Source organism: Dyadobacter bucti (assembly GCF_005869225.1).
In the GTDB taxonomy this organism is placed as follows: Bacteria; Bacteroidota; Bacteroidia; order Cytophagales; family Spirosomataceae; genus Dyadobacter; species Dyadobacter bucti.
In genome coordinates this window covers 641,511-661,382 of sequence record NZ_SWFP01000005.1, presented here as the reverse complement: position 1 = coordinate 661,382, position 19,872 = coordinate 641,511, and the positions used below count along the sequence as shown (strand labels likewise).

Here is a 19,872-nt window from a genome sequence, read left to right as displayed (position 1 = left end):
CGCAAAAAACCGCCTATATGGTTCTCGAAATACTCTGTACCGCCGATAATGTAATTTTTGCCGAGCCCCATTTTCGATGGGTTTTATTGAGGAGGATCCCGATGATAATAAATTTTCGGATCTGGCAATTTCTTCTAACGCCGACTGTCTTATCACTTTCGACAGGCATTTTGATATTTTCAAAAAAATTGAGTTTCCCAGGTTATCGGTTTTAAATCCTGTTGAATTCCAGAAGTTCTTATTCTATACAAATTGAAGGTTTAATACTATCGCCATCTTCCACTAATGAAAATATACACCAAAACCGGCGATAAAGGCACTACTTCCCTGATTGGGGGTACACGCCTCAGTAAGGCCCACATCCGGATTGACGCTTACGGGACCGTGGATGAACTCAACAGCTATATCGGCCTGCTCCGCGACCAGCCCGTCAATGAAAACCGCCGGGACTTGCTGAAAGAAATTCAGGACAGGCTTTTTACCATTGGCTCACACCTCGCTTCGGAATCCGACCAAACCAGAAGAATCCTGCCCGATCTGACGGATAGTGATATTGTGCTTCTAGAAAAGGAAATGGATCAGATCACCGCAAAAATCCCGACGCTTCGCGCGTTCGTACTACCTGGCGGGCACCAGTCCGTGTCATTCGGCCATATAGCCCGTACCGTATGCCGCAGGGCTGAGCGGACAGTGATTGCATTGGAGCAGGATGAAGAGGTGGAAGAGATTGTGATACGATACCTGAACCGGCTTTCTGACTACCTTTTTATGCTTTGCCGGGCCATGACCTACGAGTTGGAAATAGAGGAAGTTACATGGAAGCCGCGGGTTCCGGGCCGGGAATAATTGTTACACTAAATATCAATTATTTATTAATTTAATTCTTTAAATTGCACGACTATTAAAAAAGTCAAAAACAGGGTCAAAAAAGTCGTTTTTAGTCATTTAACAGCCAGAAATTGTTTATCAGCTCACGACCTCCGAAGCAGTTTCCAGCCCAAAATGACAACTCCCGTTTTAGATTTTATTAATATTTAACGATCATTAAATTCTGGCATTATGACAGCCGATACAGTGCAAATTGAGATTCAGCAAACGAGCAATTCACGTTTGCAGGAGGTTGATTTCAACAACCTTGTTTTTGGAAGGAATATCTCCGACCACATGTTTATTGCAGAATACCGTGACGGCCAGTGGCACGATTCACGCATTGTCCCCTACGGAAATCTTGAGCTAAGTCCCGCTACCGCAGCTTTGCATTACGGACAAGCAATTTTTGAAGGTATGAAAGCCTACAAAAATGAAGATGGTGAAGTACTTCTTTTCCGTGCGATCGATAACTGGAAAAGGCTCAACAAATCGGCAGAAAGACTTTGCATGCCGACTATTCCCGAAGAAATCTTCATGAACGGACTTACAGAACTGCTTCGTCTGGATGCAGGATGGGTCCCTTCCCAGGACGGCTGCTCACTCTATATCCGCCCATATATGTTCGCTACCGATCCGTATATCGGCGTAAGACCTTCTGATTCTTATTTGTTTATTATTTTCACAAGCCCTGTCGGAACCTATTATGCGAAACCTCCGCGTGTGAAATTTGAAACACATTATATACGTGCTGCCGAAGGCGGTGTAGGCGGTACCAAATGCGCCGGAAACTACGCCGGTTCATTGTACCCAGCCAAGCTCGCGCAGCAGGAAGGTTATGACCAGCTGATCTGGACAGATGCACGCGAACATGCCTATATCGAAGAATCCGGGACTATGAACATCATGTTCATCATCGACGGCAAACTGGTGACACCTTACGTTTCTGAAACAACCCTGGACGGTATTACGCGAAAAAGCATTGTTGCAATTGCACAACATTGGGGAATTCCGGTGGAAGAACGCAGGATCAGCGTAAAGGAAATTGTAGACGGACTAAAAGACGGAAGCGTTGAAGCTGCATTCGGAGCAGGTACTGCCGTGGTTATATCCCCGTTCGCAACCATTGCCTACGAAGGTGTGGACTATCCGCTTCCTGAAATCAAAGAAGATTCATTCGTAAACAAAGTAAAGAATTACCTGACCGACCTGCGTACCGGAAAAGAAGAAGATGTCTTCGGCTGGACGCTTAAAGTATAGCAGTTCTGATTTTGGATCCAAATCAATATAAAAGCAAACGGGCGGCAATTTAATGCGGCCCGTTTGCTTTTATAAGGTATCGTATTTCAGATAAAAGTCCTGGTTCCCGAATAGTTATCCCGGAATTCCTTAGGCGTACAACCGTTTTTATTCTTAAAGATCCTGTTGAAATACGAAAGGTTATTAAACCCGCATTTGTAGGCAATTTCAGAAATAGTATTGGTCGTATTGATCAGCGACCGCGATGCATGTCCCAGTCTGATCTCATTAAGGCTTTCGATAAAAGTTTTCCCTGTCCGTTTTTTGATAAACCTGCTGAACGATACCTCCGACATACCAGCCAGCTTTGATACGTCTTCCAGGTTTATTTCCTTGTCGTAATTATTCCGCATGTGGGCAAATACCTTTTCAATCCTCCGGCTGTTAAAATTGATATTTTCATCTGTAAAAGTCCCGTTGGACAGCGTCCGCATATTTCTGGAAACAGACAAGTCGTGTAAAATAGACATCAGTTCCAGGATCGAATCAAAGCCGCTTTTCTGAACCAGCGCTTTGAGCCTGGGCGTGATCCTTTCGATGGTTTCCCTGGAGAAAGAAATCCCTTTCGCAGATTTTTCCAGCAGTGATCGTATAAAAAAAAGCTGGTTGCGGCGCAGAAATTTATCATCAAACAAATCTCTGTGAAACTGCACGGTGATTTCATACACTTCCGGCATTCCTTCTTCCCACTTATAATTATGGGTAAGCCAGCCGTGAGGCAGATTGTTACCAACCAGCACGAGTTCTGCATCATCAATGATCTCCGTGTGGTCCCCCACAATCCTCTTGACACCTTTACCCGCCAATATCATATTCAATTCAAATTCATCGTGATTGTGGAGGGGAAAATCAAAAGTTGTCTTCTTTCTGGCAAAAATTGTAAAGCAGTCGTACTGCGTCAAAGGAGTTATTTCACGATAAACCTGACTCATAGGCTAGGATAAGTTGACAAATTGTTAAAAACATTAAGTAATAGTATCATAACTCAATTGCTACCATAAAGCATAATTTCTATAACTATAATTATACTGACAAATTTTAATGTTGATTAATCACCATTAAATCTATATTATTTTAAATAAAAAAACATCATATCGTTTCTATTATTCTATTCATTGATAAAATAGTACTATATCTGGGATTGGAATTGTAAATATGTTTGTAGAAAAAATCCCAGCAGTCGCAGCAGCCTGTTTTCAAGCATCAATTTGTTATGAATAGTATATATTGTTTCACTATTTTGGTTGGTTAACCTTAGTGATCTGTCAAACACAAATTGCATATACAAACCCGACATGAAAATACAGCTGATTGATTTTTTGGTGATAATAGCTTACCTCATACTGGTGACAGCGATTGGGATAATTCTCAAAAAACAAGCGGAGCGCAGCAAGAACGATTACCTTTTGGGTGGAAAATCAATGCCTTACTGGATGCTGGGCATTTCCAATGCTTCAGGTATGTTCGATATTTCGGGAACGATATGGATGGTCGCAATCATGTTCGTATACGGTTTGAAAAGTATATGGCTTCCCTGGCTCTGGCCCGTATTCAACCAGATATTCATGATGGTTTATTTGTCTATATGGCTACGAAGATCCGACGTTTCTACAGGAGCCGAATGGATGCTCACAAGGTTTGGAAGCAAAATCGATGCCCAGCTCTCCCACAAGATCATCATTGCCTTCGCCCTGCTGAGCTGCCTGAGCTTTATGGCTTACGGGTTTATCGGACTCGGCAAGTTCATCGAGATTTTTGTACCCTGGCCTTTGGTGCAGCCTTATGTTCCGTTTACGATAGCACCGGAGTATGTAGCACATTCATACGGAACCATATTTACCTTGTTTACAGTATTTTACTCCCTGCTCGGAGGAATGAAGAGCATCGTCTGGGCTGATCTGATTCATTATATTATCATGGTTTTCGTATCCGTGTCCATTGCTGTAATTGCCATGAGCGCATTACAGGAAGCCGGCACACTACCTGTCCCCACAGGTTGGACCGACCTTTTTTTCGGAAAAGAACTCAATCTCGATTGGTCGGGGCACATAAGTGAAGTGAATGATAAGATCAAAAAAGACGGTTTGTCGCCTTTCGGATACTTTTTCGCCCTGATGGCCGCCAAAGGAATTCTCGCCAGTCTCGCGGGACCGGCACCCAACTATGATATGCAGAAAATCCTGTCAACAAAATCACCCAGACAAGCTGCTTTGATGAGCATGATCGTCAATATAGTATTGCTTCCGACCCGCTATCTGCTGATCATCGGCATCACCATTCTTGGCTTGTTGTTTTATGATACCATCAACATTTCGTCCCCGAGCGGCCCTGACTTTGAACGCATACTCCCGGCTGTTTTGAATGAAAAAATACCCTCAGGTTTACTCGGCTTGATCCTCGTGGGGCTTATGGGAGCTTTTATGGGGACTTTTGCGGGGACTTTTAATGCTGCCCAGGCATATCTCGTCAATGATATTTATCTCAAATCATTTAACCCCACCGCCAGTAATGCTCAGATAAGCAGGATGAACTATCTTCTGGGACTGGCCGTGGCCGCAATAAGCATCCTGCTGGGTTTTCTGGCGAAAGATGTCAACAGTATACTTCAGTGGATCGTCTCCGCACTTTACGGCGGTTATATCGCGTCCAACGTTTTGAAATGGTATTGGTGGCGTTTCAACGGCAGCGGCTTCTTCTGGGGAATGTTTGCCGGGATAATCTCAGCCATGATCGCGCCCTACGTTTCTGGCGGCACGCTGCCGTTGTTCTATTTTCCGGTTATTCTGCTGATTTCAGCTTTAGGTGCAATCTGCGGGTCGCTGCTTACTCCGCCCACAGATGAAGAAGTGTTAAAGAAATTTTACAGGAAAGTAAGACCCTGGGGTTTTTGGAAACCAATCGAGCATGCGGTAAAAAGAGATGACCCTTCATTTGAGCCAAACAGAAATTTTGGCTGGGACATGTTCAATGTCGTAATCGGCACTGCCGCCCAGACCGCCATCACAGCCCTTCCAGTTTTTCTGATCTTACTTATGCCAATGCAATCGGCGATCACCGGTTCAATACTGGCTGTTTGTATGCTGATACTCTGGAAAACGTGGTATCAGAAATTGCCCCGGTTTTGAAAATATTGACTATCAAATTTTAAAATATCATGACCATTTTTGAAAAGCGTCTTGAACAAATAAAAACGGAACATCAGGCATTGCTATCCCGCCCAAACCCCGTGATTGAATCCGGGTCAGGTGTGTACGAGCGCTACCAGTTTCCGGTTTTGTCCGCCGGTCATGCCCCTATTTTCTGGGAATATGACCTGAATCCCGACACCAATCCTTACCTGATGAAACGTTTCGGGATCAACTCTGCATTCAACGCCGGGGCCATCAAACTCGGGGGAAAATATCTCGTTGTGGCCCGGGTGGAAAGTTATGACCGGAAATCATTTTTCGCCATCGCGGAAAGCCCCAATGGAATCGACAATTTCAGGTTCTGGGAATATCCCGTAGAAATGCCGTCCACCGATGTACCCGACGGAAATATCTATGATATGCGGCTGACCGCGCACGAGGATGGGTGGATTTACGGCATATTCTGCACCGAAAGGAAGGATCCCGACGCACGCCCCGGCGACGAATCTGCCGCAATCGCCCAATGCGGGATTGCCCGGACTAAGGACCTGAAGAAATGGTTGCGGCTCCCCGACCTGAAAACGCCTTCACCCCAACAGCGCAACGTTGTTTTGCACCCGGAATTTGTAGACGGCAAGTATGCTTTCTACACACGCCCGCAGGATGGATTTATTGAACCGGGCAGCGGCGGCGGCATCGGCTTTGGCCTGACCGAATCTATTGAAAATGCAGTCATCGAAAAAGAATTTATCATTGACCAAAAACATTATCACACCGTTTACGAAGTAAAAAACGGCCAAGGTCCAAGTCCTATCAAAACAAAAAAAGGCTGGCTGCACCTGGCACACGGTGTGAGAAACACTGCTGCCGGACTGCGTTACGTTCTCTACCTTTTCCTGACCGACCTCAATGACCTGACGAAGGTGATCTACAAACCCGCCGGCTATTTTATCGCACCGGAAGGGGAAGAAAGGATCGGGGATGTGTCCAACGTAGTGTTTTCAAATGGCTGGGTACTCAATGAAGACGGCACCGTTTTCATTTATTACGCCTCCTCAGACACCCGCCTGCACGTCGCAACGTCTACGCTCGACAGGTTGCTGGACTATGTGATCAACACACCTGCGGATGGTTTCACTTCCGCCTCGGCCGTTACTACGTTGAAGGGACTGATTAACAAAAATCAGCAATTCCTGAATCAAAGCTTGTCACTCGAAATCTGATGGCCAGGAACAAATCCCGCTTGAAAGCGGACATGCGCAAAGAGCTGGATTCCATTTTAAACTTCTGGATAAAGCACTCGATTGACATGCAGCACGGCGGTTTTTACGGCAAAATTGACAACAATAACAGTGTATTCCCGGAGGCAGAAAAAGGTAGTGTTTTGAACGCACGTATATTGTGGACGTTCTCTGCCGCTTATCTGATGGACAAAAAACCGCAATATTTATATATCGCAAAAAGAGCCTATCAGTATATTCTCGACCATTTTCTCGATCCGGTCCATGGCGGTGTCTATTGGTCGGTAGACAAGCTTGGTACGCCTTTGAGCACAAGAAAGCAGATTTATGCGCAGGCTTTTGCATTGTATGGAATAAGCGAGTTTTACAAAATTACCCGCGAGCCGGAGGTTCTGCATCATGCTGTTTCACTTTTTAAAATCATAGAAAAATACAGTTTTGACACGAAAGACGGTGGTTACCTGGAGGCATTTAGTCAAGAATGGGATTTGCTGGAAGACCTGCGGCTGAGCGACAAAGACCGGAACGACCCCAAAACAATGAATACGCATCTCCACCTGATCGAAGCTTATGCGAATTTGTATCAGGTTTGGCCGGAAGAAAAGTTACAGGCTAAAATAGTAACACTTTTAGCCATTTTTGAGACGAATATCATTGATAAGGAGACATTTCAGTTACAGCTTTTCTTCGATAAAAAATGGTTAAGTCAGTCAAATACAGTTTCTTTCGGGCATGATATAGAAGCGTCCTGGCTTTTACCAGAAGCAGCCAGCGTATTAAAAGACACAAATCTGATCAAAAAATGGAAAGCAATCGGGTTGAATATGGCAGATACTGCCTATTCATCACTGAATCCAGACGGAAGCTTTGACCACGAATATGACAGCCGGACGCATCACCGGGACACACACCGGGAGTGGTGGGTTTCAGCGGAAGGCATGGCGGGCTTCACGCACGCCTACCTGAACAGTAAAAATAAAAAGTACCTCGATGCTGTTTGGGGGCTGTGGACTTTTACTCAGGAGCATCTGCTCGACAAGGATAAAGGAGAATGGTTCTGGGGTGTACTGGAAGATTATTCCAAAATGGAAGAGTACAAAATCGGTTTCTGGAAATGCCCTTATCACAATGCAAGAGCTTGTATGGAATTACTTAAAACCCTTTAAAATCCAGCTGACTCATCTAATTTTACAATCATATTAATTTCAACGTATATCAACGCACGTCGACGTTTTCTCTGGGTTACGCACTCGGAAGTGTTATTGAAAAATCTCTTATAACCAGTAGTTTACATAACATCAGTCGTGTCGCGATTATTTTTAGAATTACTTATACGGTTTCTCCCCAAGACTGTTAAGAATGTGTTATTTTTAGATAAAAAAGAACTATATTAATATCCTATTAAACATGGTATATTTGAGTTAATTTTTAGTATTATTTCCTTCTTTAATGTATTGATTTAACCTACGCTACCAAAAAGGCACCTATGAAAAAAAATGTACTATTTATTGTATTGGTACTGATTTCGACGCTATCTCTGACGAGCTACGCACAGGAAATGACAGTATCAGGGAAAGTAAGCGACGCGTCCGGCGGAGATATCGCGGGTGTAAACGTGGTAGTCAAGGGAACAACCCGGGGTACCACAACGAATGACAAAGGAGATTACAGTATTACCGTCGAAAAAGGTAAAACATTAACTTTTAGTTACATAGGTTATGTCACCCAGGAAGTGGTTGCCAATGCTTCTGTTTTGAACCTGTCCCTGGCGGCGGAAGCCACTGCGTTAAATGAAGTGGTAGTAACTGCTCTTGGTATTAACAGGGACAAAAGAGCCCTGGCCTACTCCATCACCGAAGTAAATGGCAGTAACCTCACGCAGGCCCGGGAGGCCAACCTCGGAAACGCGCTGGCGGGCCGGGTGGCAGGTGTCAATGTGAGTAAAATCGCGTCTGGCCCCGCTGGTTCTTCCAGGGTTATTATCCGCGGAAACAAGTCTTTACAGGGCAATAACCAACCTCTCTATGTAATTGACGGTATCCCGATGGATAACAATAACTTTGGTCAGGCCGGTCTGTGGGGTGGATCTGACGAAGGTGACGGTCTTTCCAGTATCAATCCTGACGACATCGAGTCAATTACAGTTTTGAAAGGTGCCAACGCTGCGGCTCTTTACGGCTCGCGCGCAGCGAACGGTGTCATCAACGTAACCACCAAACGTGGATCGAAGAGAAAAGGCATTGGTGTTGAATTTGGGTCAAATTATGTTTTTGAAAAACTTAATGACCTATCCGATCTGCAGAAATCTCATGGAAGTGGTTCTTATGTAAATGGTGTAGCTTCGAAACCTATCAATCAAAACCAGGCTTACGAATGGGGAGACGATTCCTGGGGGCCTAAATTCGATAACAGCCAGGTTATCGGTTTTGATGGAAAAATGCACCCATACTCGCACGCAGGCGATAACTTCTCAAGATACCTGAAAACCGGATCTGCATTTACCAACAGCCTGGCCTTCTCTGGTGGTAACGAAACACAGAATTTCCGAGCCTCAGTAACGAATATGAAAAGCACGTCAATCATTCCAAATTCTGGCTTCGACCGGCTCAATCTATCGCTGTCAACCCAATCCAAGTTTGGAAAAAGATTGACAATGGATGCTAAAATCTTGTACTCAGAGGAAAAAGCTAAAAACCGGCCTAATGTATCCGATTCTCCGGGAAATGCCATCCAGAGCGTATGGAGAATTCCGGGCGATTACAATGTACTTTCCTACTACGGAGATCCTAACAAGCCTGGGGCGATTGCACCGGGTACTGATGATGCGAGCCTTAGCATCTGGGGTGGTACTCAGCCTAAAAAAGTCGGAGAGGAATTTCAGCAGGCAAGCAATAACTGGGGGCAAAATCCATACTGGACCGCTTATCAGTTCATCAAATCCGACCAGAAGAACCGTATCATAACTTCGGGCCAGTTAAAATACCAGATTACCGATTGGTTGTTCATTCAGGGACGTGTAGGTTTGGACAAATATACCAGACGTGCAGAAAGTCTTACGCCTGAAGGTACCGGTTATCAACGCGGGGGGGCGAGAAGTCTGGGAAACTGGAATGTTTCGGAGCTTAATGCAGAGTATACCATCGGTGCAACCAAAGAGTTTGGAAAAATCGGCTTTACTGCTTTTGCCGGCGGTAACAGGATGAGAAGAAAATTTGAATATGTAAACGTCTATGGCAACGGGTTTAACGTCGCTTTCTTCCCCGCATTGAATAATGTCAAGGACAGATCCTTTAATTACGATCCCAAGGAAAGTGGCATCAATTCTCTTTTAGGATCAGCTGAATTATCATACGACGGATTCCTATTCATTACCGCAACAGCGAGAAATGACTGGTTCTCAGTACTTAACCCGGAAACAAACAGCGTCCTGTATCCTTCTATCGGCGGTAGCTTTGTTTTCTCGGATGCGTTTAAAGGGCTTCCATCATGGTTATCTTATGGTAAAGTAAGAGCATCCTGGGCGCAGGTAGGTAATGTTACAATCGAACCTTATCAAAATAACCTTACCTATTCTCTGAATGGAAACCCCCATCTGCAGCACCCTATGGCCTCGTTCTCACAGGCAATGGGTAATGGAGGAAATATTCCTAATCCGGCACTTAAGCCGCTTTTGGTTACCGAAACGGAAGTCGGAATTGATTTCAGGGTATTTAATAACAAACTCGGCGTAGACTTTACTTACTACGACCAGCAAACAACAGATGACATTCTGAACGCGACCATCTCAAGAGCCTCTGGTTTTGGTAGTACATCCGTAAACCTGGGTAAATTACAGAACCGAGGTTTAGAGCTGCTGTTAACGGCTACTCCGCTTAAAAGCAGCAACGTGACATGGGATATTACGGTGAACCTGGCCAAAAATAACAGCAAGGTAAAATCGCTCATCGAGGGCACAACTGAACTGGTAATGGATGAGCCCAGGACCAGAAATGCCTTCATCAAAAATATCGTCGGCCAGCCTTTCGGTATGATTACAGGACGTGTTCAGAAATTATCTCCTGATGGTCAGCCTGTATTTGATGCCGATGGCCGTCCGGTCAGTGCTCCAGGTTACGAAATCATCGGAAATGGTATTGCAAAAATGACGGGAGGGGTAACCAATGCATTTAACTACAAAGGGTTTGATCTTTCGTTCCTGGTCGACTTCAAAGTTGGCGGCGATATTCTTTCCGGAACCAACATGAGGCTCGATCAGTGGGGACTAAGCAAAGCCTCTTTGCAGGGCCGCGAAGGAGAAGCACCACTTACGATAACTGGTGTAACACAGGAAGGCAACGTATACACGCCCTTTACAAAAACTTTAACTCCTTTGCAGGCATATAACTACTGGGGCGCGATAGGTGGCGAGGGAGACAACGTTTCCACTAAGATGTATCTTTATGATGCATCCTTTATTAAATTGAGACAGCTCACGCTGGGATACTCGTTCCCGAAAAAATTGCTTACCAAGACGCCGCTGCAAAACCTGACACTGTCATTTGTTGGTCGTAACCTGGCAATTCTGTTCAAGAATACGCCAAACATTGATCCTGAATCTAATTACGCCAATGGTAACTCTCAGGGTTTTGATTATTTCGGTTTCCCTTCCACACGCAGTTATGGTTTCAATTTAAGAGCTACATTCTAATTCGACACAAAATGAAAAATTTGAAAAAATATATAAAGTACGGGCTGGCGGTAGTACTGGTAACGGGGTGCGATACAAAGCAGTTACATGATCTGAACATTAACCCGCAGGCACTAAACGAGGTAGACCTAAACTTCATCTTCACTTCCGCCGAATTGGGTATCGCATCCAACGGAAGTACTGGTGACAACAGGTACATCGACTGGCGGACAAACATTGGCATGTGTGCCTATGCGATCCAGCAACTGGCAAATTCCGGTGGGGGCATCGCTCCTGGTGACAAGTACACCGTTAACGCTGAAACCAATGCGGCACCGTTCGAATTTACCTATAACGACCAATTAAAAAACGTTGCTGAGATTCTGAAACAATCGGGCCCCGGTGGCTTTGCCGAAGGTAAATATCTGAATATGCGCCAGGCCGCTCGGATCATAAGGGCATTCAGTTTCGCCAGATTGACGGACTTTTACGGTAACATTCCGTATTCAGAAGCCAACCAGGGGATTGAAGGTGTTTTCTTCCCTAAATATGAAAGCCAGGAAGCCGTTTATACCGACCTGCTCAAAGAACTCGATGAAGCAACAGCTGCATTGAACGCCTCAAATCCGGACGAAGGATTTAAAAACGCCGACTTTATTTACAATGGTGACATTGCGAAATGGAAAAAATGGGGATTCTCGCTGATGCTGCGCCTTGCAATGCGTATATCAAATGTGGACGCGGCCAAAGCTGCAACTTATGTAACTAAAGCAGCCGCAGGCGGGGTATTCGCCAGCAACGCTGACAATGTATGGGTTGCAATGGCGGACGGACCAAGCGAATGGGTGAATCAGAATGGTATATCCAGAGCTTTTGACCCGGGAGACGGAGGACAGCCTCCATACTTGAGCGCTACACTTGTAAATTGGCTAAAAGGGACTAACCCAGCCATCGCAACAGATGATGATCCCCGTCTCATGATCATTAGTGGTGGAATAGGCGACGTTACAATCAATTTAGATCCACTGAAACAAAAAGGGATGCCCAATGGCTACGATCAGGCAATGCTCGACAATCTGGAAGGCCAGACTGTGGACGTGCCAAAAACATATTCGCGGATCAATCCCCGGATGTTACAGGATTCTGACCCGTACATGATCATGAATTACGGAGAAATCGAGCTCTTACTCGCAGAAGCAATTGAAAGAAAAATCGGTACAGGTATTGCTGGTACTGCCAAGTCGCATTATGATGCGGGCGTAAAAGCATCCATGCAGATGTATACGCCTTATGACGCGTCACTGATCGTTACGGATGCAGCTGCAACTGCCTACCTGACCACCTATCCCTATGGCGTTACGAAGCCTGCTTTGCAAATGATCGGAGAGCAGATGTGGGTAAACAAATTTTTCAACTGGTGGGAGGCATGGTCGGACTGGAGAAGAACTGGTTTCCCTGTGCTGACCCCGACAAACTATCCTGGTAATGTTACAAACGGTACAATTCCGGTAAGACTAAGATATCCGACCAACGAAGTAGCAGGTAACCCGAACTATCAGGCTGGAGCCACTTTGCCGGACGAATTCACCACCAAGGTATGGTGGGACAAATAGTATAAATTAGTAGATATAATTCAAAAGGTGCTCTGAATATTTTGGGGCATCTTTTTGTTTTTTATCCTAATTTTGAGTTTCACACGATCTTAAAATTCAAATAGTATGATACAATCATTTCCGGCAGATGCCGACAAGGGAGTCGTTTTTGAAAAAGTACAACAGTTTATAGATGAACAAGGGTTCACGGTGGTAAGTAAAGACCATTCCCGTCCGTGGGGAGGTTTTTTTGTTTTGGAAGAAAACGAAGCACCGAAATTCATATCCACGTTCTTCCCTCATCTTTCCCTCGAAGACTTTGCAGGTTATGAAAAACTGAGCCCGAAAATACTGGTCGTAGCACCGAACAAACGTCTGTCGTGGCAGTACCACCACCGTCGCGCGGAGATATGGAAAGTGATCGGCGGAAACGCCGGCATTGTGATCAGTGATACCGACGAAGAAACGGAATTGCGCCAGCTGCCGATCGGAACGGTAGTTGATCTGAAAAAAGGTGAGCGTCACCGGCTTGTAGGTGTTAATGAATGGGGTTTTGTCGCCGAAATCTGGCAGCACACCGATCCCGCCAATCCATCCGATGAAGACGACATCGTCAGGGTACAGGATGATTTTGGACGGTAGTATATTTTGAGATTAGGAGATTTGTCAGATTCCTGAAGAATCTGGCAAGTCCTGATTCATATATTTTTCCTAAATTTGGTTATAACCAAAAATTATCGTCATGACTCTTATTGTCGATATTAAACAAGATTTCGCACTTTCAGTTCTGGAGGGCTTGGAAAAAATTGGTGCAATTGACATGAAGGAAACCGACGTCACAGGCAACGCAAAAAAAGACAAGACCTACGAAGCCATCCGCATCAATCTGGAGGGATTTCGCTTTAACCGCGAAGAAGCAAATGAGCGATGAAAGGTTCTTTCTGGATACCAATATCCTTTTATATTGCTATGCGCAGGATGAACCAATCAGACATTCAATTACCCTGCAGGTCGCCGCAAATACAAACACAATCATTTCGACACAAGTATTAAAGGAAACCTGCAACGTACTTCGAAAAAAGCTGAAACTGCCGTGGCAAGATATCCGATCAGCAGTTGACGAGATTGAATCGAACAACGAACTGGTTCAGGTAAAGCTGGCTACAATTCACAAAGCAGTTGTTTTAGCTGAACGATATCAACTCCAATGGTTTGATTCTATCATAGTAGCCTCAGCCATAGGAGCAGATTGTTCGGTTTTATTTTCCGAATATCTCCATCACGGGCTTTTGATCAATCAGCTAGAGATTCGAAACCCATTCCTATAAGCCCTGAAAAAACTTCAACAATCGACATTATGAAATTCGGAAAAGTTGATAATCCCGATGAAATTGATTTTAAATTACCAGCGGATGCAGCGGCCAACAAGGCTCTGCTCGGTGAAGCAAAAAAACAGGATCACCCCAATATTTACATTGGTTGTGCCAAATGGAACAAGGCCGATCTGAAAAGCTTTTATCCGAAAGGGACAAAAGATGAACTGGCGTATTATGCCACGCAATTCAACAGTATTGAGTTGAACGCGACTTTTTACAACAATTTCCCGGTTGAAACGATAGAGAGCTGGTACAATAAAACGCCCGAAGGTTTCAGGTTTTTTCCAAAGCTCCATCAGGGAATCAGCCACTGGAAGAGATTGAAAGAAGCAAAGGAACAAACGGATATTTTTCTGGACGGTATCGCGCACCTTCAAGAAAAACTGGGAATGCTTTTCCTGCAGATGCCCGATAATTTCGGACCCAAAAACTGGGAAAACCTGAAAGCCTATCTCGAAGACTGGCCTTCCGGATTTCCGCTTGCCCTGGAGCTAAGGCACACGGGCTGGTATGATGGTTCCTGGGATAGCGAGCAGCTTTATACAGTGCTTGAAAAGAAAAATATCTCGCACATTATCACCGATTCGGCTGGTCGCCGCGATCTGCTGCACATGCGGCTCACCACCCCTACTGCTTTTGTACGTTACAATGGTGCCAATGTGGACTCCGATTATACCCGCCTTGACGACTGGTTCGAACGACTGGAACAATGGACGAAAGAAGGTATCGAGAACATTTATTTCTTTGTTCACCAGAACCACGAGGAAGCATCTCCACTTTTGTCAGCCTACCTCATTAAAATGTTCAATGACAAACTGGGAATGTCTTTAAAAATTCCGCATGATCCGAATTCGGAGAAGCAAAAAACACTTTTTGACGGTAAATAATCCCGGTTTCATTTTCATGCCCATTATTAAAAGAACGAACAGTGAAGATCCTGATTTCAAAAAGCTGACACAGCAGCTGGACGAGGAACTTTGCCGGATTTACGAGACGCAGCAGGCAGATTATGAAGAATATAACCGCATTTCAGATCTCCATACCGTTATAGTGGCTTACCATGAGGCTTTACCGGTTGGTTGCGGCTGTTTTAAAAGATTCAGTGGAAATACCCTTGAATTAAAACGCATGTTTATCGCACCGGATTTCCGGGGATTGGGTCTTGGCTCATCGATCGTCAGGGAGCTGGAAAGCTGGGGCGGCGAACTGGAATACAAATACGCTGTTCTCGAAACTGGGAAAAAGCAACCGGAGGCAATTGCTATGTATCAAAGGCTTGGGTACCTCATCACCGAAAATTTCGGGCACTACAAATCCCAGCAACATAGCGTATGCATGAAAAAAGAACTATAACCCCAAGGACTATTCCGGTCAACCAAAGCAGAACCATGGAAAAAAGATTTCTCGGACTCCGAACAACGATCTATAAAGTTACCGATCTCGATAAAGCCAAAAAGTGGTATACAGAAGTTTTCGAAACCCAGCCCTATTTCGACGAACCATTTCATGTAGGTTTCACGATTGCAGGATACGAGCTGGGCTTGCAGCCAGAAGAATCTTCGTCCGCTAAAACCGATAACGTGCAGACTTACTGGGGCGTAGAAAATGTCGAAACCGAGTACAAGCGACTGCTGGAACATGGTGCCACCGAGCACGAAGCCCCTCAAAACGTAGGAGGTGAAATAGTAGTAGCCACCGTCAGAGATCCCTGGGGCAACGTAGTTGGGCTTATTTATAATCCCGAGTTTCAGCTCTGAAAGAATTCAGGCTAGATATGCTGTAAAATAAACTCGGCAGAAATGCCTGGACCGCTTTGGTATCAGGCTTCTGCTTTTTGCATATTAGTATCGTGGTGGTGTTCTTTTTCGTAGGCCTGAGCAGCAAGTGCCATTTTTAACAACTTTTCTGATTCTGCAGTCGACAGATTCGCCTCTCCCTTATTCATAATATCCAATATTTCCTCCATTAAACTTTCATATTGGGCCTCATCCTGAATAATCTCATAGTCCGTTTTCATTTCTTTTTGAATTTTATAGTGGATGCATCTATTTTGCTGTATTCACTATGAGTTCCTACAAACAAAATATACATTGTTCTATTACCGAAGTTGATAAGAACCACCAGCCTGCAATGATTGCCTTTAACATTGAAAACATATCGGTCATTTCCTACCGAGTCAACTGAATTAAAGGTGTTTTTCATCTCATGAAAATTTGCCCAATCTGCCTTTTCAGCTATGCTATACCAACTTCTTAGTGCGTCAGAAACATTCGGATGTTTTTCTCCGAATGCTCGCAGAACTTTAAAACTTAAAACAACCATTTATTTAATAGCATGTGTATTCAATAAATGTAAATAATTTTAGCAACTTATAAAAACAACGGCGCTACGTCTCAATGGATTCAACCTCCTCCCAACCCTTCTACCAAAAACTTTCCCTCTCCCTCCTGGCAATAGGGCTAATGATGCTGGCCATTTACCTGGGGCAGGATATTATTGTTCCGCTGGCACTGGCAGGGCTGATTGCCGTTTTGTTACGGCCGGTGGAAAGCAGGCTGATCCGCCTCGGGCTCCCGAAAGTGGTAGCGATCACACTGGCGGTTTTCTTAGCGGTTCTAATTGTGTCTGCGGTGGCAGTACTCCTTTCCATGCAGCTTTCCGACTTTTCGGACGAGTGGCCGAAGCTGAAAAGAAATATCAATGAATTTTACCGGGATGCAAGACGGTGGATTCGAAGAGAATATAGTTTAAGCTATCGCCAGCAGGAACAATATCTCAAAAATGCGCAGACCAAAACACTCGAAAATTTCCAGGGCGCCGACACCCTGGGCGCAGTAACCGGGCCGCTCGGCACATTGATCCTGATACCTATTTATGCCTTTTTACTACTTTACTATCGAACGATGCTCCTGCATTTTATGGTGGTGCTGTTTGCAGAAAAATACAAAGCAAAAGTCCTGGAGGTTTTCGGGGAGATCAAAACGATTATTCAGAGCTATATGGTCGGGTTGCTGCTTGAAACTTCTGTGGTTGCGGTTCTTAATTCGGTCGGGTTATTGATCCTTAACGTTCAGTATGCGATACTGCTGGGGGTCATGGCCGCTATTCTGAACCTCGTACCTTACATCGGCGGACTGGTGGCAACGGGCCTGGCAGTGATGGTTACCTTCATCAGTCACCCGGAACTGGATACAATCCTTGGTGTGATCGGCGTGTTTGTTGCGGTCCAGTTTATCGATAACAATTTTCTGGTCCCGATGATAGTAGGTTCAAAAGTCAAAATTAACGCATTGGTTTCTATCGTCGGCGTTCTGGTTGGAGGTGCTTTGGCAGGGCTATCTGGAATGTTTTTGTCAATTCCTTTGATTGCCATAATGAAAGTAGTTTTTGATCGCGTCGACGGGCTGGAGCCCTGGGGAGTGCTCCTGGGTGACCAGACACCCGAACAAGCTGAAAAGAACATTGCCAGGGCAATCGAAAAGGAAAAATCAAAAGACGACGACGAGTCGTTTTAGCGCATAAAAAAAGCGGCCCAAATCCGCTTCCTGCATATTCGGGCCACTTTTTTTAATTCCATTTATATCACAAACTGATTGGTATCGACCGTTGCTTTCAGATCATGCAGCAAACTGAAAAGCCCGAAAAATGTGCGGTTGATGTAGATAAAGTGCTTAGAACCGCGGTTCACATTCATTTTTCTCAGTTCCTTATCATTTGCATACTTTTCACCCAGCGCGGCCAGTTTACCAAAAAACTGCTCGTCAGAAAAATCAAAAGTCTCCGACTGAAAAGGCTGCGTAAGAAGCGAAAGTATTTCTCGGAAAAGATTGGAAAAATAAACCGTTTCCTCGGGCATATCTTTATTCGTGAGGATCTCCAGTTCAAATAACTTCTCACGGAAAATAACGGGATTGTTCAGATTTTCCGCGTTGGCAAGTTCAAAGTACGGAACATAAAAAGCCTCCGGAATTTCCTTCATACATCCAAAATCAATGGCGATCAGGTTTTCCTCCTCGTCTACGAGAAAATTACCCGGGTGCGGATCCGCATGTACTTTTCTCAGTTGGTGCACCTGGAACATATAAAAATCCCACAACGCCTGGCCTATCTTATTTGAAACAGTCTGATCGGTCATCGACCTGGTATATTCAGACAAATGCATGCCTGTCATCCAGTCCATCGTGATCACCCGTTCGCAGGAATATTCGGGATAATATTTTGGAAATCTCAGCCCCGGAATATGCGCACAGGCCAAGGCCACCTCGGTACTTTGAGCGATTTCGAGAATATAGTTTGTTTCCTCGGTAAGTTTGGTTTCAACTTCCTTGAAATACTTGTCCGAATCCTTCGCCTGAATATTGAACATTTTCATAGCAATAGGCTTCACCAACGAAAGGTCAGATGAAATGCTTTCCGCTACGCCCGGATACTGGATTTTAACAGCCAGCTCTTTTCCATTTTTGGTGGCCTTATGCACCTGCCCGATACTCGCAGCGTTGATCGCATTGGGATTAAATGTATCGAAAAGGTCAAGCGGGGCTTTTCCAAAATACTTCCGGAAAGTTTTGTTGACAAGAGGTGCCGACAAAGGAGGTACTGAATATTGCGACAAAGAAAACTTCTCCACATAGGCCTGAGGCAGGAAATTCTTCTCCATGCTCAGCATTTGGGCCAGTTTCAGCGCACTGCCTTTCAGATTCTTAAGACCGTCATAGATATCCTCGGCATTGTTACTGTTCAGATTATCCCGCGCCGACTCCGGATTCGTTATTTTTTCACCATAATATTTCAGGTAGTTCCCTCCTATTTTCACCCCGGTGGTAATCAACCTGCTCGCACGCTGAATTTTCGAAGTAGGTATGCTGTCTATTGTTTCCATTCCTTACTTCAACTTTTCTTTAATTAAAAATTTACCGAAATCGATCACACTCTCCAGCGGGGTAGTATCAATAAGATCAAAGGTGGCACGGATCGATTTTTCGATGAAAAGGTCTGTTTTTTCAAAACCGATCGATTCATCATCAAGCCAGAACTTCAGCGTGACCATAAATTGTATCCAGGCGCCTTCTTCCAGCGCATCCTGCTGTGCTTTTCTGATCCGCTCACTTTTCACTTTCAGATATCCTTCGCTGATAGCGGCAATAAAGCTTTTGAACTGCGTGCGGAATTCTTTGAGCTTGATCAGGCTCTGAAGCTTGTTTTTCTCTTCTTTCAAAGCAAAAACCACGTAGCTTCTGTTGGCCGTCAGAATCTCGAAATAAGTATAATAATAAGTGAGCAATTTGTCCCGGAAACCGAGTATCGCCGCATCATCGCTCTGGTTGATCAAAGCCACCGCGAGTTTATGAAAGCTCACAAATACGCTTTTTTCAATCGCGTCGATGGAAGAAAAATAATTGTAAAATTCCTTTTCCGTAAAACCATTCTGCTTGCAGAACAAATAAACCGACTCCGGTTTTTTGTGATTCTCTAGACAGTAATGCATAAACAATTCGGTGATCTTATCGGCTGATATCTCCCTGGGCGGAGCAGCGATTTCTCTGATTTTTGTTGCCATTGTACTATCGGTTAACAAACGTGATAATTAACTCAAAAACTGACTTCGATCGGAATCGCGGGCCGCGTAGTAAAATCCAGCCCACTATTGAAACAACAAAAATAACGGCCCTAAACATTCATTTGGGGCCGTTTATTTTAATCGGG

The 19,872-nt window shown here is 44.6% G+C and carries 20 protein-coding genes; 15 read left to right on the top strand and 5 right to left on the bottom strand.

What is annotated here, in order from left to right:
- The first annotated feature begins 76 nt into the window (after positions 1 to 76).
- From FBF61_RS35625 to FBF61_RS19610, 3 genes are all read left to right on the top strand, one after another.
- Positions 77 to 256, top strand: a complete 180-nt coding sequence (locus FBF61_RS35625; protein ID WP_374756625.1) for a PIN domain-containing protein — start codon at positions 77 to 79, stop codon at positions 254 to 256.
- A gap of 29 nt (positions 257 to 285) precedes the next feature.
- Positions 286 to 846 (top strand): cob(I)yrinic acid a,c-diamide adenosyltransferase, encoded by a 561-nt coding sequence (locus FBF61_RS19615; RefSeq protein WP_138480388.1) that lies wholly within the window; start codon positions 286 to 288, stop codon positions 844 to 846.
- 213 nt (positions 847 to 1,059) lie between these two features.
- The gene (locus FBF61_RS19610; protein ID WP_138480386.1) at positions 1,060 to 2,127 is read left to right on the top strand and encodes a branched-chain amino acid aminotransferase; all 1,068 of its coding nucleotides are present in this window, start codon (positions 1,060 to 1,062) and stop codon (positions 2,125 to 2,127) included.
- A gap of 86 nt (positions 2,128 to 2,213) precedes the next feature.
- Here FBF61_RS19610 and FBF61_RS19605 read toward each other — a convergent pair whose 3' ends face one another.
- A complete protein-coding gene (locus FBF61_RS19605) occupies positions 2,214 to 3,098 on the bottom strand; it encodes an AraC family transcriptional regulator (protein WP_138480383.1) in 885 nt (294 codons plus the stop codon).
- Positions 3,099 to 3,461: 363 nt separating this feature from the next.
- Between FBF61_RS19605 and FBF61_RS19600 the strand changes: the two genes are divergently transcribed.
- The 11 genes from FBF61_RS19600 to FBF61_RS19550 all read left to right on the top strand — a co-directional run bounded on the left by FBF61_RS19600 (position 3,462) and on the right by FBF61_RS19550 (position 15,926).
- Positions 3,462 to 5,291, top strand: coding sequence for a sodium:solute symporter family protein (locus FBF61_RS19600; protein WP_138480381.1), 1,830 nt, complete (start codon positions 3,462 to 3,464; stop codon positions 5,289 to 5,291).
- A 29-nt stretch (positions 5,292 to 5,320) separates the two neighbouring features.
- Positions 5,321 to 6,517 (top strand): glycoside hydrolase family 130 protein, encoded by a 1,197-nt coding sequence (locus FBF61_RS19595; RefSeq protein WP_138480379.1) that lies wholly within the window; start codon positions 5,321 to 5,323, stop codon positions 6,515 to 6,517.
- A complete protein-coding gene (locus FBF61_RS19590; protein ID WP_138480377.1) occupies positions 6,517 to 7,701 on the top strand; it encodes an AGE family epimerase/isomerase in 1,185 nt (394 codons plus the stop codon). Before FBF61_RS19595 ends, FBF61_RS19590 begins: the two co-directional genes overlap by 1 nt.
- Positions 7,702 to 8,021: 320 nt before the next feature.
- Entirely contained in the window at positions 8,022 to 11,222 is a 3,201-nt protein-coding gene (locus tag FBF61_RS19585) for a SusC/RagA family TonB-linked outer membrane protein (RefSeq protein ID WP_138480375.1), read from the top strand.
- Positions 11,223 to 11,233: 11 nt separating this feature from the next.
- Positions 11,234 to 12,814 (top strand): SusD/RagB family nutrient-binding outer membrane lipoprotein, encoded by a 1,581-nt coding sequence (locus tag FBF61_RS19580; RefSeq protein ID WP_138480373.1) that lies wholly within the window; start codon positions 11,234 to 11,236, stop codon positions 12,812 to 12,814.
- 105 nt (positions 12,815 to 12,919) lie between these two features.
- Entirely contained in the window at positions 12,920 to 13,435 is a 516-nt protein-coding gene (locus FBF61_RS19575) for a cupin domain-containing protein (protein ID WP_138480371.1), read from the top strand.
- Positions 13,436 to 13,535: 100 nt separating this feature from the next.
- Positions 13,536 to 13,724 (top strand): hypothetical protein, encoded by a 189-nt coding sequence (locus FBF61_RS19570; protein WP_138480369.1) that lies wholly within the window; start codon positions 13,536 to 13,538, stop codon positions 13,722 to 13,724.
- Positions 13,714 to 14,121: a PIN domain-containing protein gene (locus tag FBF61_RS35620; protein WP_138480367.1), complete on the top strand. Its 408-nt coding sequence runs from the start codon at positions 13,714 to 13,716 to the stop codon at positions 14,119 to 14,121. The genes FBF61_RS19570 and FBF61_RS35620 overlap by 11 nt, the downstream gene beginning before the upstream one ends.
- A 29-nt stretch (positions 14,122 to 14,150) precedes the next feature.
- Positions 14,151 to 15,056 (top strand): DUF72 domain-containing protein, encoded by a 906-nt coding sequence (locus FBF61_RS19560; RefSeq protein ID WP_138480365.1) that lies wholly within the window; start codon positions 14,151 to 14,153, stop codon positions 15,054 to 15,056.
- Between the two features lie 16 nt (positions 15,057 to 15,072).
- Positions 15,073 to 15,522, top strand: a complete 450-nt coding sequence (locus FBF61_RS19555) for a GNAT family N-acetyltransferase (protein ID WP_138480363.1) — start codon at positions 15,073 to 15,075, stop codon at positions 15,520 to 15,522.
- A gap of 35 nt (positions 15,523 to 15,557) precedes the next feature.
- On the top strand, positions 15,558 to 15,926 hold the full coding sequence (locus FBF61_RS19550; protein WP_138480361.1) for a VOC family protein: 369 nt from the start codon (positions 15,558 to 15,560) through the stop codon (positions 15,924 to 15,926).
- 62 nt (positions 15,927 to 15,988) lie between these two features.
- Here the strand turns inward: FBF61_RS19550 and FBF61_RS19545 are convergent, their stop codons facing one another.
- Both FBF61_RS19545 and FBF61_RS19540 read right to left on the bottom strand, forming a co-directional pair.
- Complete coding sequence (locus FBF61_RS19545) at positions 15,989 to 16,186, bottom strand: hypothetical protein (RefSeq protein ID WP_138480359.1); 198 nt, start codon at positions 16,184 to 16,186, stop codon at positions 15,989 to 15,991.
- The gene (locus FBF61_RS19540) at positions 16,183 to 16,491 is read right to left on the bottom strand and encodes a type II toxin-antitoxin system HigB family toxin (protein ID WP_138480357.1); all 309 of its coding nucleotides are present in this window, start codon (positions 16,489 to 16,491) and stop codon (positions 16,183 to 16,185) included. Before FBF61_RS19540 ends, FBF61_RS19545 begins: the two co-directional genes overlap by 4 nt.
- Before the next feature lie 74 nt (positions 16,492 to 16,565).
- Here FBF61_RS19540 and FBF61_RS19535 point away from each other — a divergent pair, with 74 nt between their 5' ends.
- Entirely contained in the window at positions 16,566 to 17,684 is a 1,119-nt protein-coding gene (locus FBF61_RS19535) for an AI-2E family transporter (RefSeq protein WP_138480355.1), read from the top strand.
- A 62-nt stretch (positions 17,685 to 17,746) separates the two neighbouring features.
- Here the strand turns inward: FBF61_RS19535 and FBF61_RS19530 are convergent, their stop codons facing one another.
- Positions 17,747 to 19,048: an ABC1 kinase family protein gene (locus tag FBF61_RS19530; RefSeq protein WP_138480353.1), complete on the bottom strand. Its 1,302-nt coding sequence runs from the start codon at positions 19,046 to 19,048 to the stop codon at positions 17,747 to 17,749.
- A 3-nt stretch (positions 19,049 to 19,051) separates the two neighbouring features.
- On the bottom strand, positions 19,052 to 19,726 hold the full coding sequence (locus FBF61_RS19525) for a TetR family transcriptional regulator C-terminal domain-containing protein (RefSeq protein WP_138480351.1): 675 nt from the start codon (positions 19,724 to 19,726) through the stop codon (positions 19,052 to 19,054).
- Between the last annotated feature and the right edge of the window lie 146 nt (positions 19,727 to 19,872).

Excerpts from the sequence above, each read along its gene's own strand:
- FBF61_RS35625 (WP_374756625.1), top strand. The coding sequence starts at position 77 with ATGGGTTTTATTGAGGAGGATCCCGATGATAATAAATTTTCGGATCTG.
- FBF61_RS19615 (WP_138480388.1), top strand. The coding sequence starts at position 286 with ATGAAAATATACACCAAAACCGGCGATAAAGGCACTACTTCCCTGATT.
- FBF61_RS19610 (WP_138480386.1), top strand. The coding sequence starts at position 1,060 with ATGACAGCCGATACAGTGCAAATTGAGATTCAGCAAACGAGCAATTCA.
- FBF61_RS19605 (WP_138480383.1), bottom strand. The coding sequence starts at position 3,098 with ATGAGTCAGGTTTATCGTGAAATAACTCCTTTGACGCAGTACGACTGC.
- FBF61_RS19600 (WP_138480381.1), top strand. The coding sequence starts at position 3,462 with ATGAAAATACAGCTGATTGATTTTTTGGTGATAATAGCTTACCTCATA.
- FBF61_RS19595 (WP_138480379.1), top strand. The coding sequence starts at position 5,321 with ATGACCATTTTTGAAAAGCGTCTTGAACAAATAAAAACGGAACATCAG.
- FBF61_RS19590 (WP_138480377.1), top strand. The coding sequence starts at position 6,517 with ATGGCCAGGAACAAATCCCGCTTGAAAGCGGACATGCGCAAAGAGCTG.
- FBF61_RS19585 (WP_138480375.1), top strand. The coding sequence starts at position 8,022 with ATGAAAAAAAATGTACTATTTATTGTATTGGTACTGATTTCGACGCTA.
- FBF61_RS19580 (WP_138480373.1), top strand. The coding sequence starts at position 11,234 with ATGAAAAATTTGAAAAAATATATAAAGTACGGGCTGGCGGTAGTACTG.
- FBF61_RS19575 (WP_138480371.1), top strand. The coding sequence starts at position 12,920 with ATGATACAATCATTTCCGGCAGATGCCGACAAGGGAGTCGTTTTTGAA.
- FBF61_RS19570 (WP_138480369.1), top strand. The coding sequence starts at position 13,536 with ATGACTCTTATTGTCGATATTAAACAAGATTTCGCACTTTCAGTTCTG.
- FBF61_RS35620 (WP_138480367.1), top strand. The coding sequence starts at position 13,714 with ATGAGCGATGAAAGGTTCTTTCTGGATACCAATATCCTTTTATATTGC.
- FBF61_RS19560 (WP_138480365.1), top strand. The coding sequence starts at position 14,151 with ATGAAATTCGGAAAAGTTGATAATCCCGATGAAATTGATTTTAAATTA.
- FBF61_RS19555 (WP_138480363.1), top strand. The coding sequence starts at position 15,073 with ATGCCCATTATTAAAAGAACGAACAGTGAAGATCCTGATTTCAAAAAG.
- FBF61_RS19550 (WP_138480361.1), top strand. The coding sequence starts at position 15,558 with ATGGAAAAAAGATTTCTCGGACTCCGAACAACGATCTATAAAGTTACC.
- FBF61_RS19545 (WP_138480359.1), bottom strand. The coding sequence starts at position 16,186 with ATGAAAACGGACTATGAGATTATTCAGGATGAGGCCCAATATGAAAGT.
- FBF61_RS19540 (WP_138480357.1), bottom strand. The coding sequence starts at position 16,491 with ATGGTTGTTTTAAGTTTTAAAGTTCTGCGAGCATTCGGAGAAAAACAT.
- FBF61_RS19535 (WP_138480355.1), top strand. The coding sequence starts at position 16,566 with ATGGATTCAACCTCCTCCCAACCCTTCTACCAAAAACTTTCCCTCTCC.
- FBF61_RS19530 (WP_138480353.1), bottom strand. The coding sequence starts at position 19,048 with ATGGAAACAATAGACAGCATACCTACTTCGAAAATTCAGCGTGCGAGC.
- FBF61_RS19525 (WP_138480351.1), bottom strand. The coding sequence starts at position 19,726 with ATGGCAACAAAAATCAGAGAAATCGCTGCTCCGCCCAGGGAGATATCA.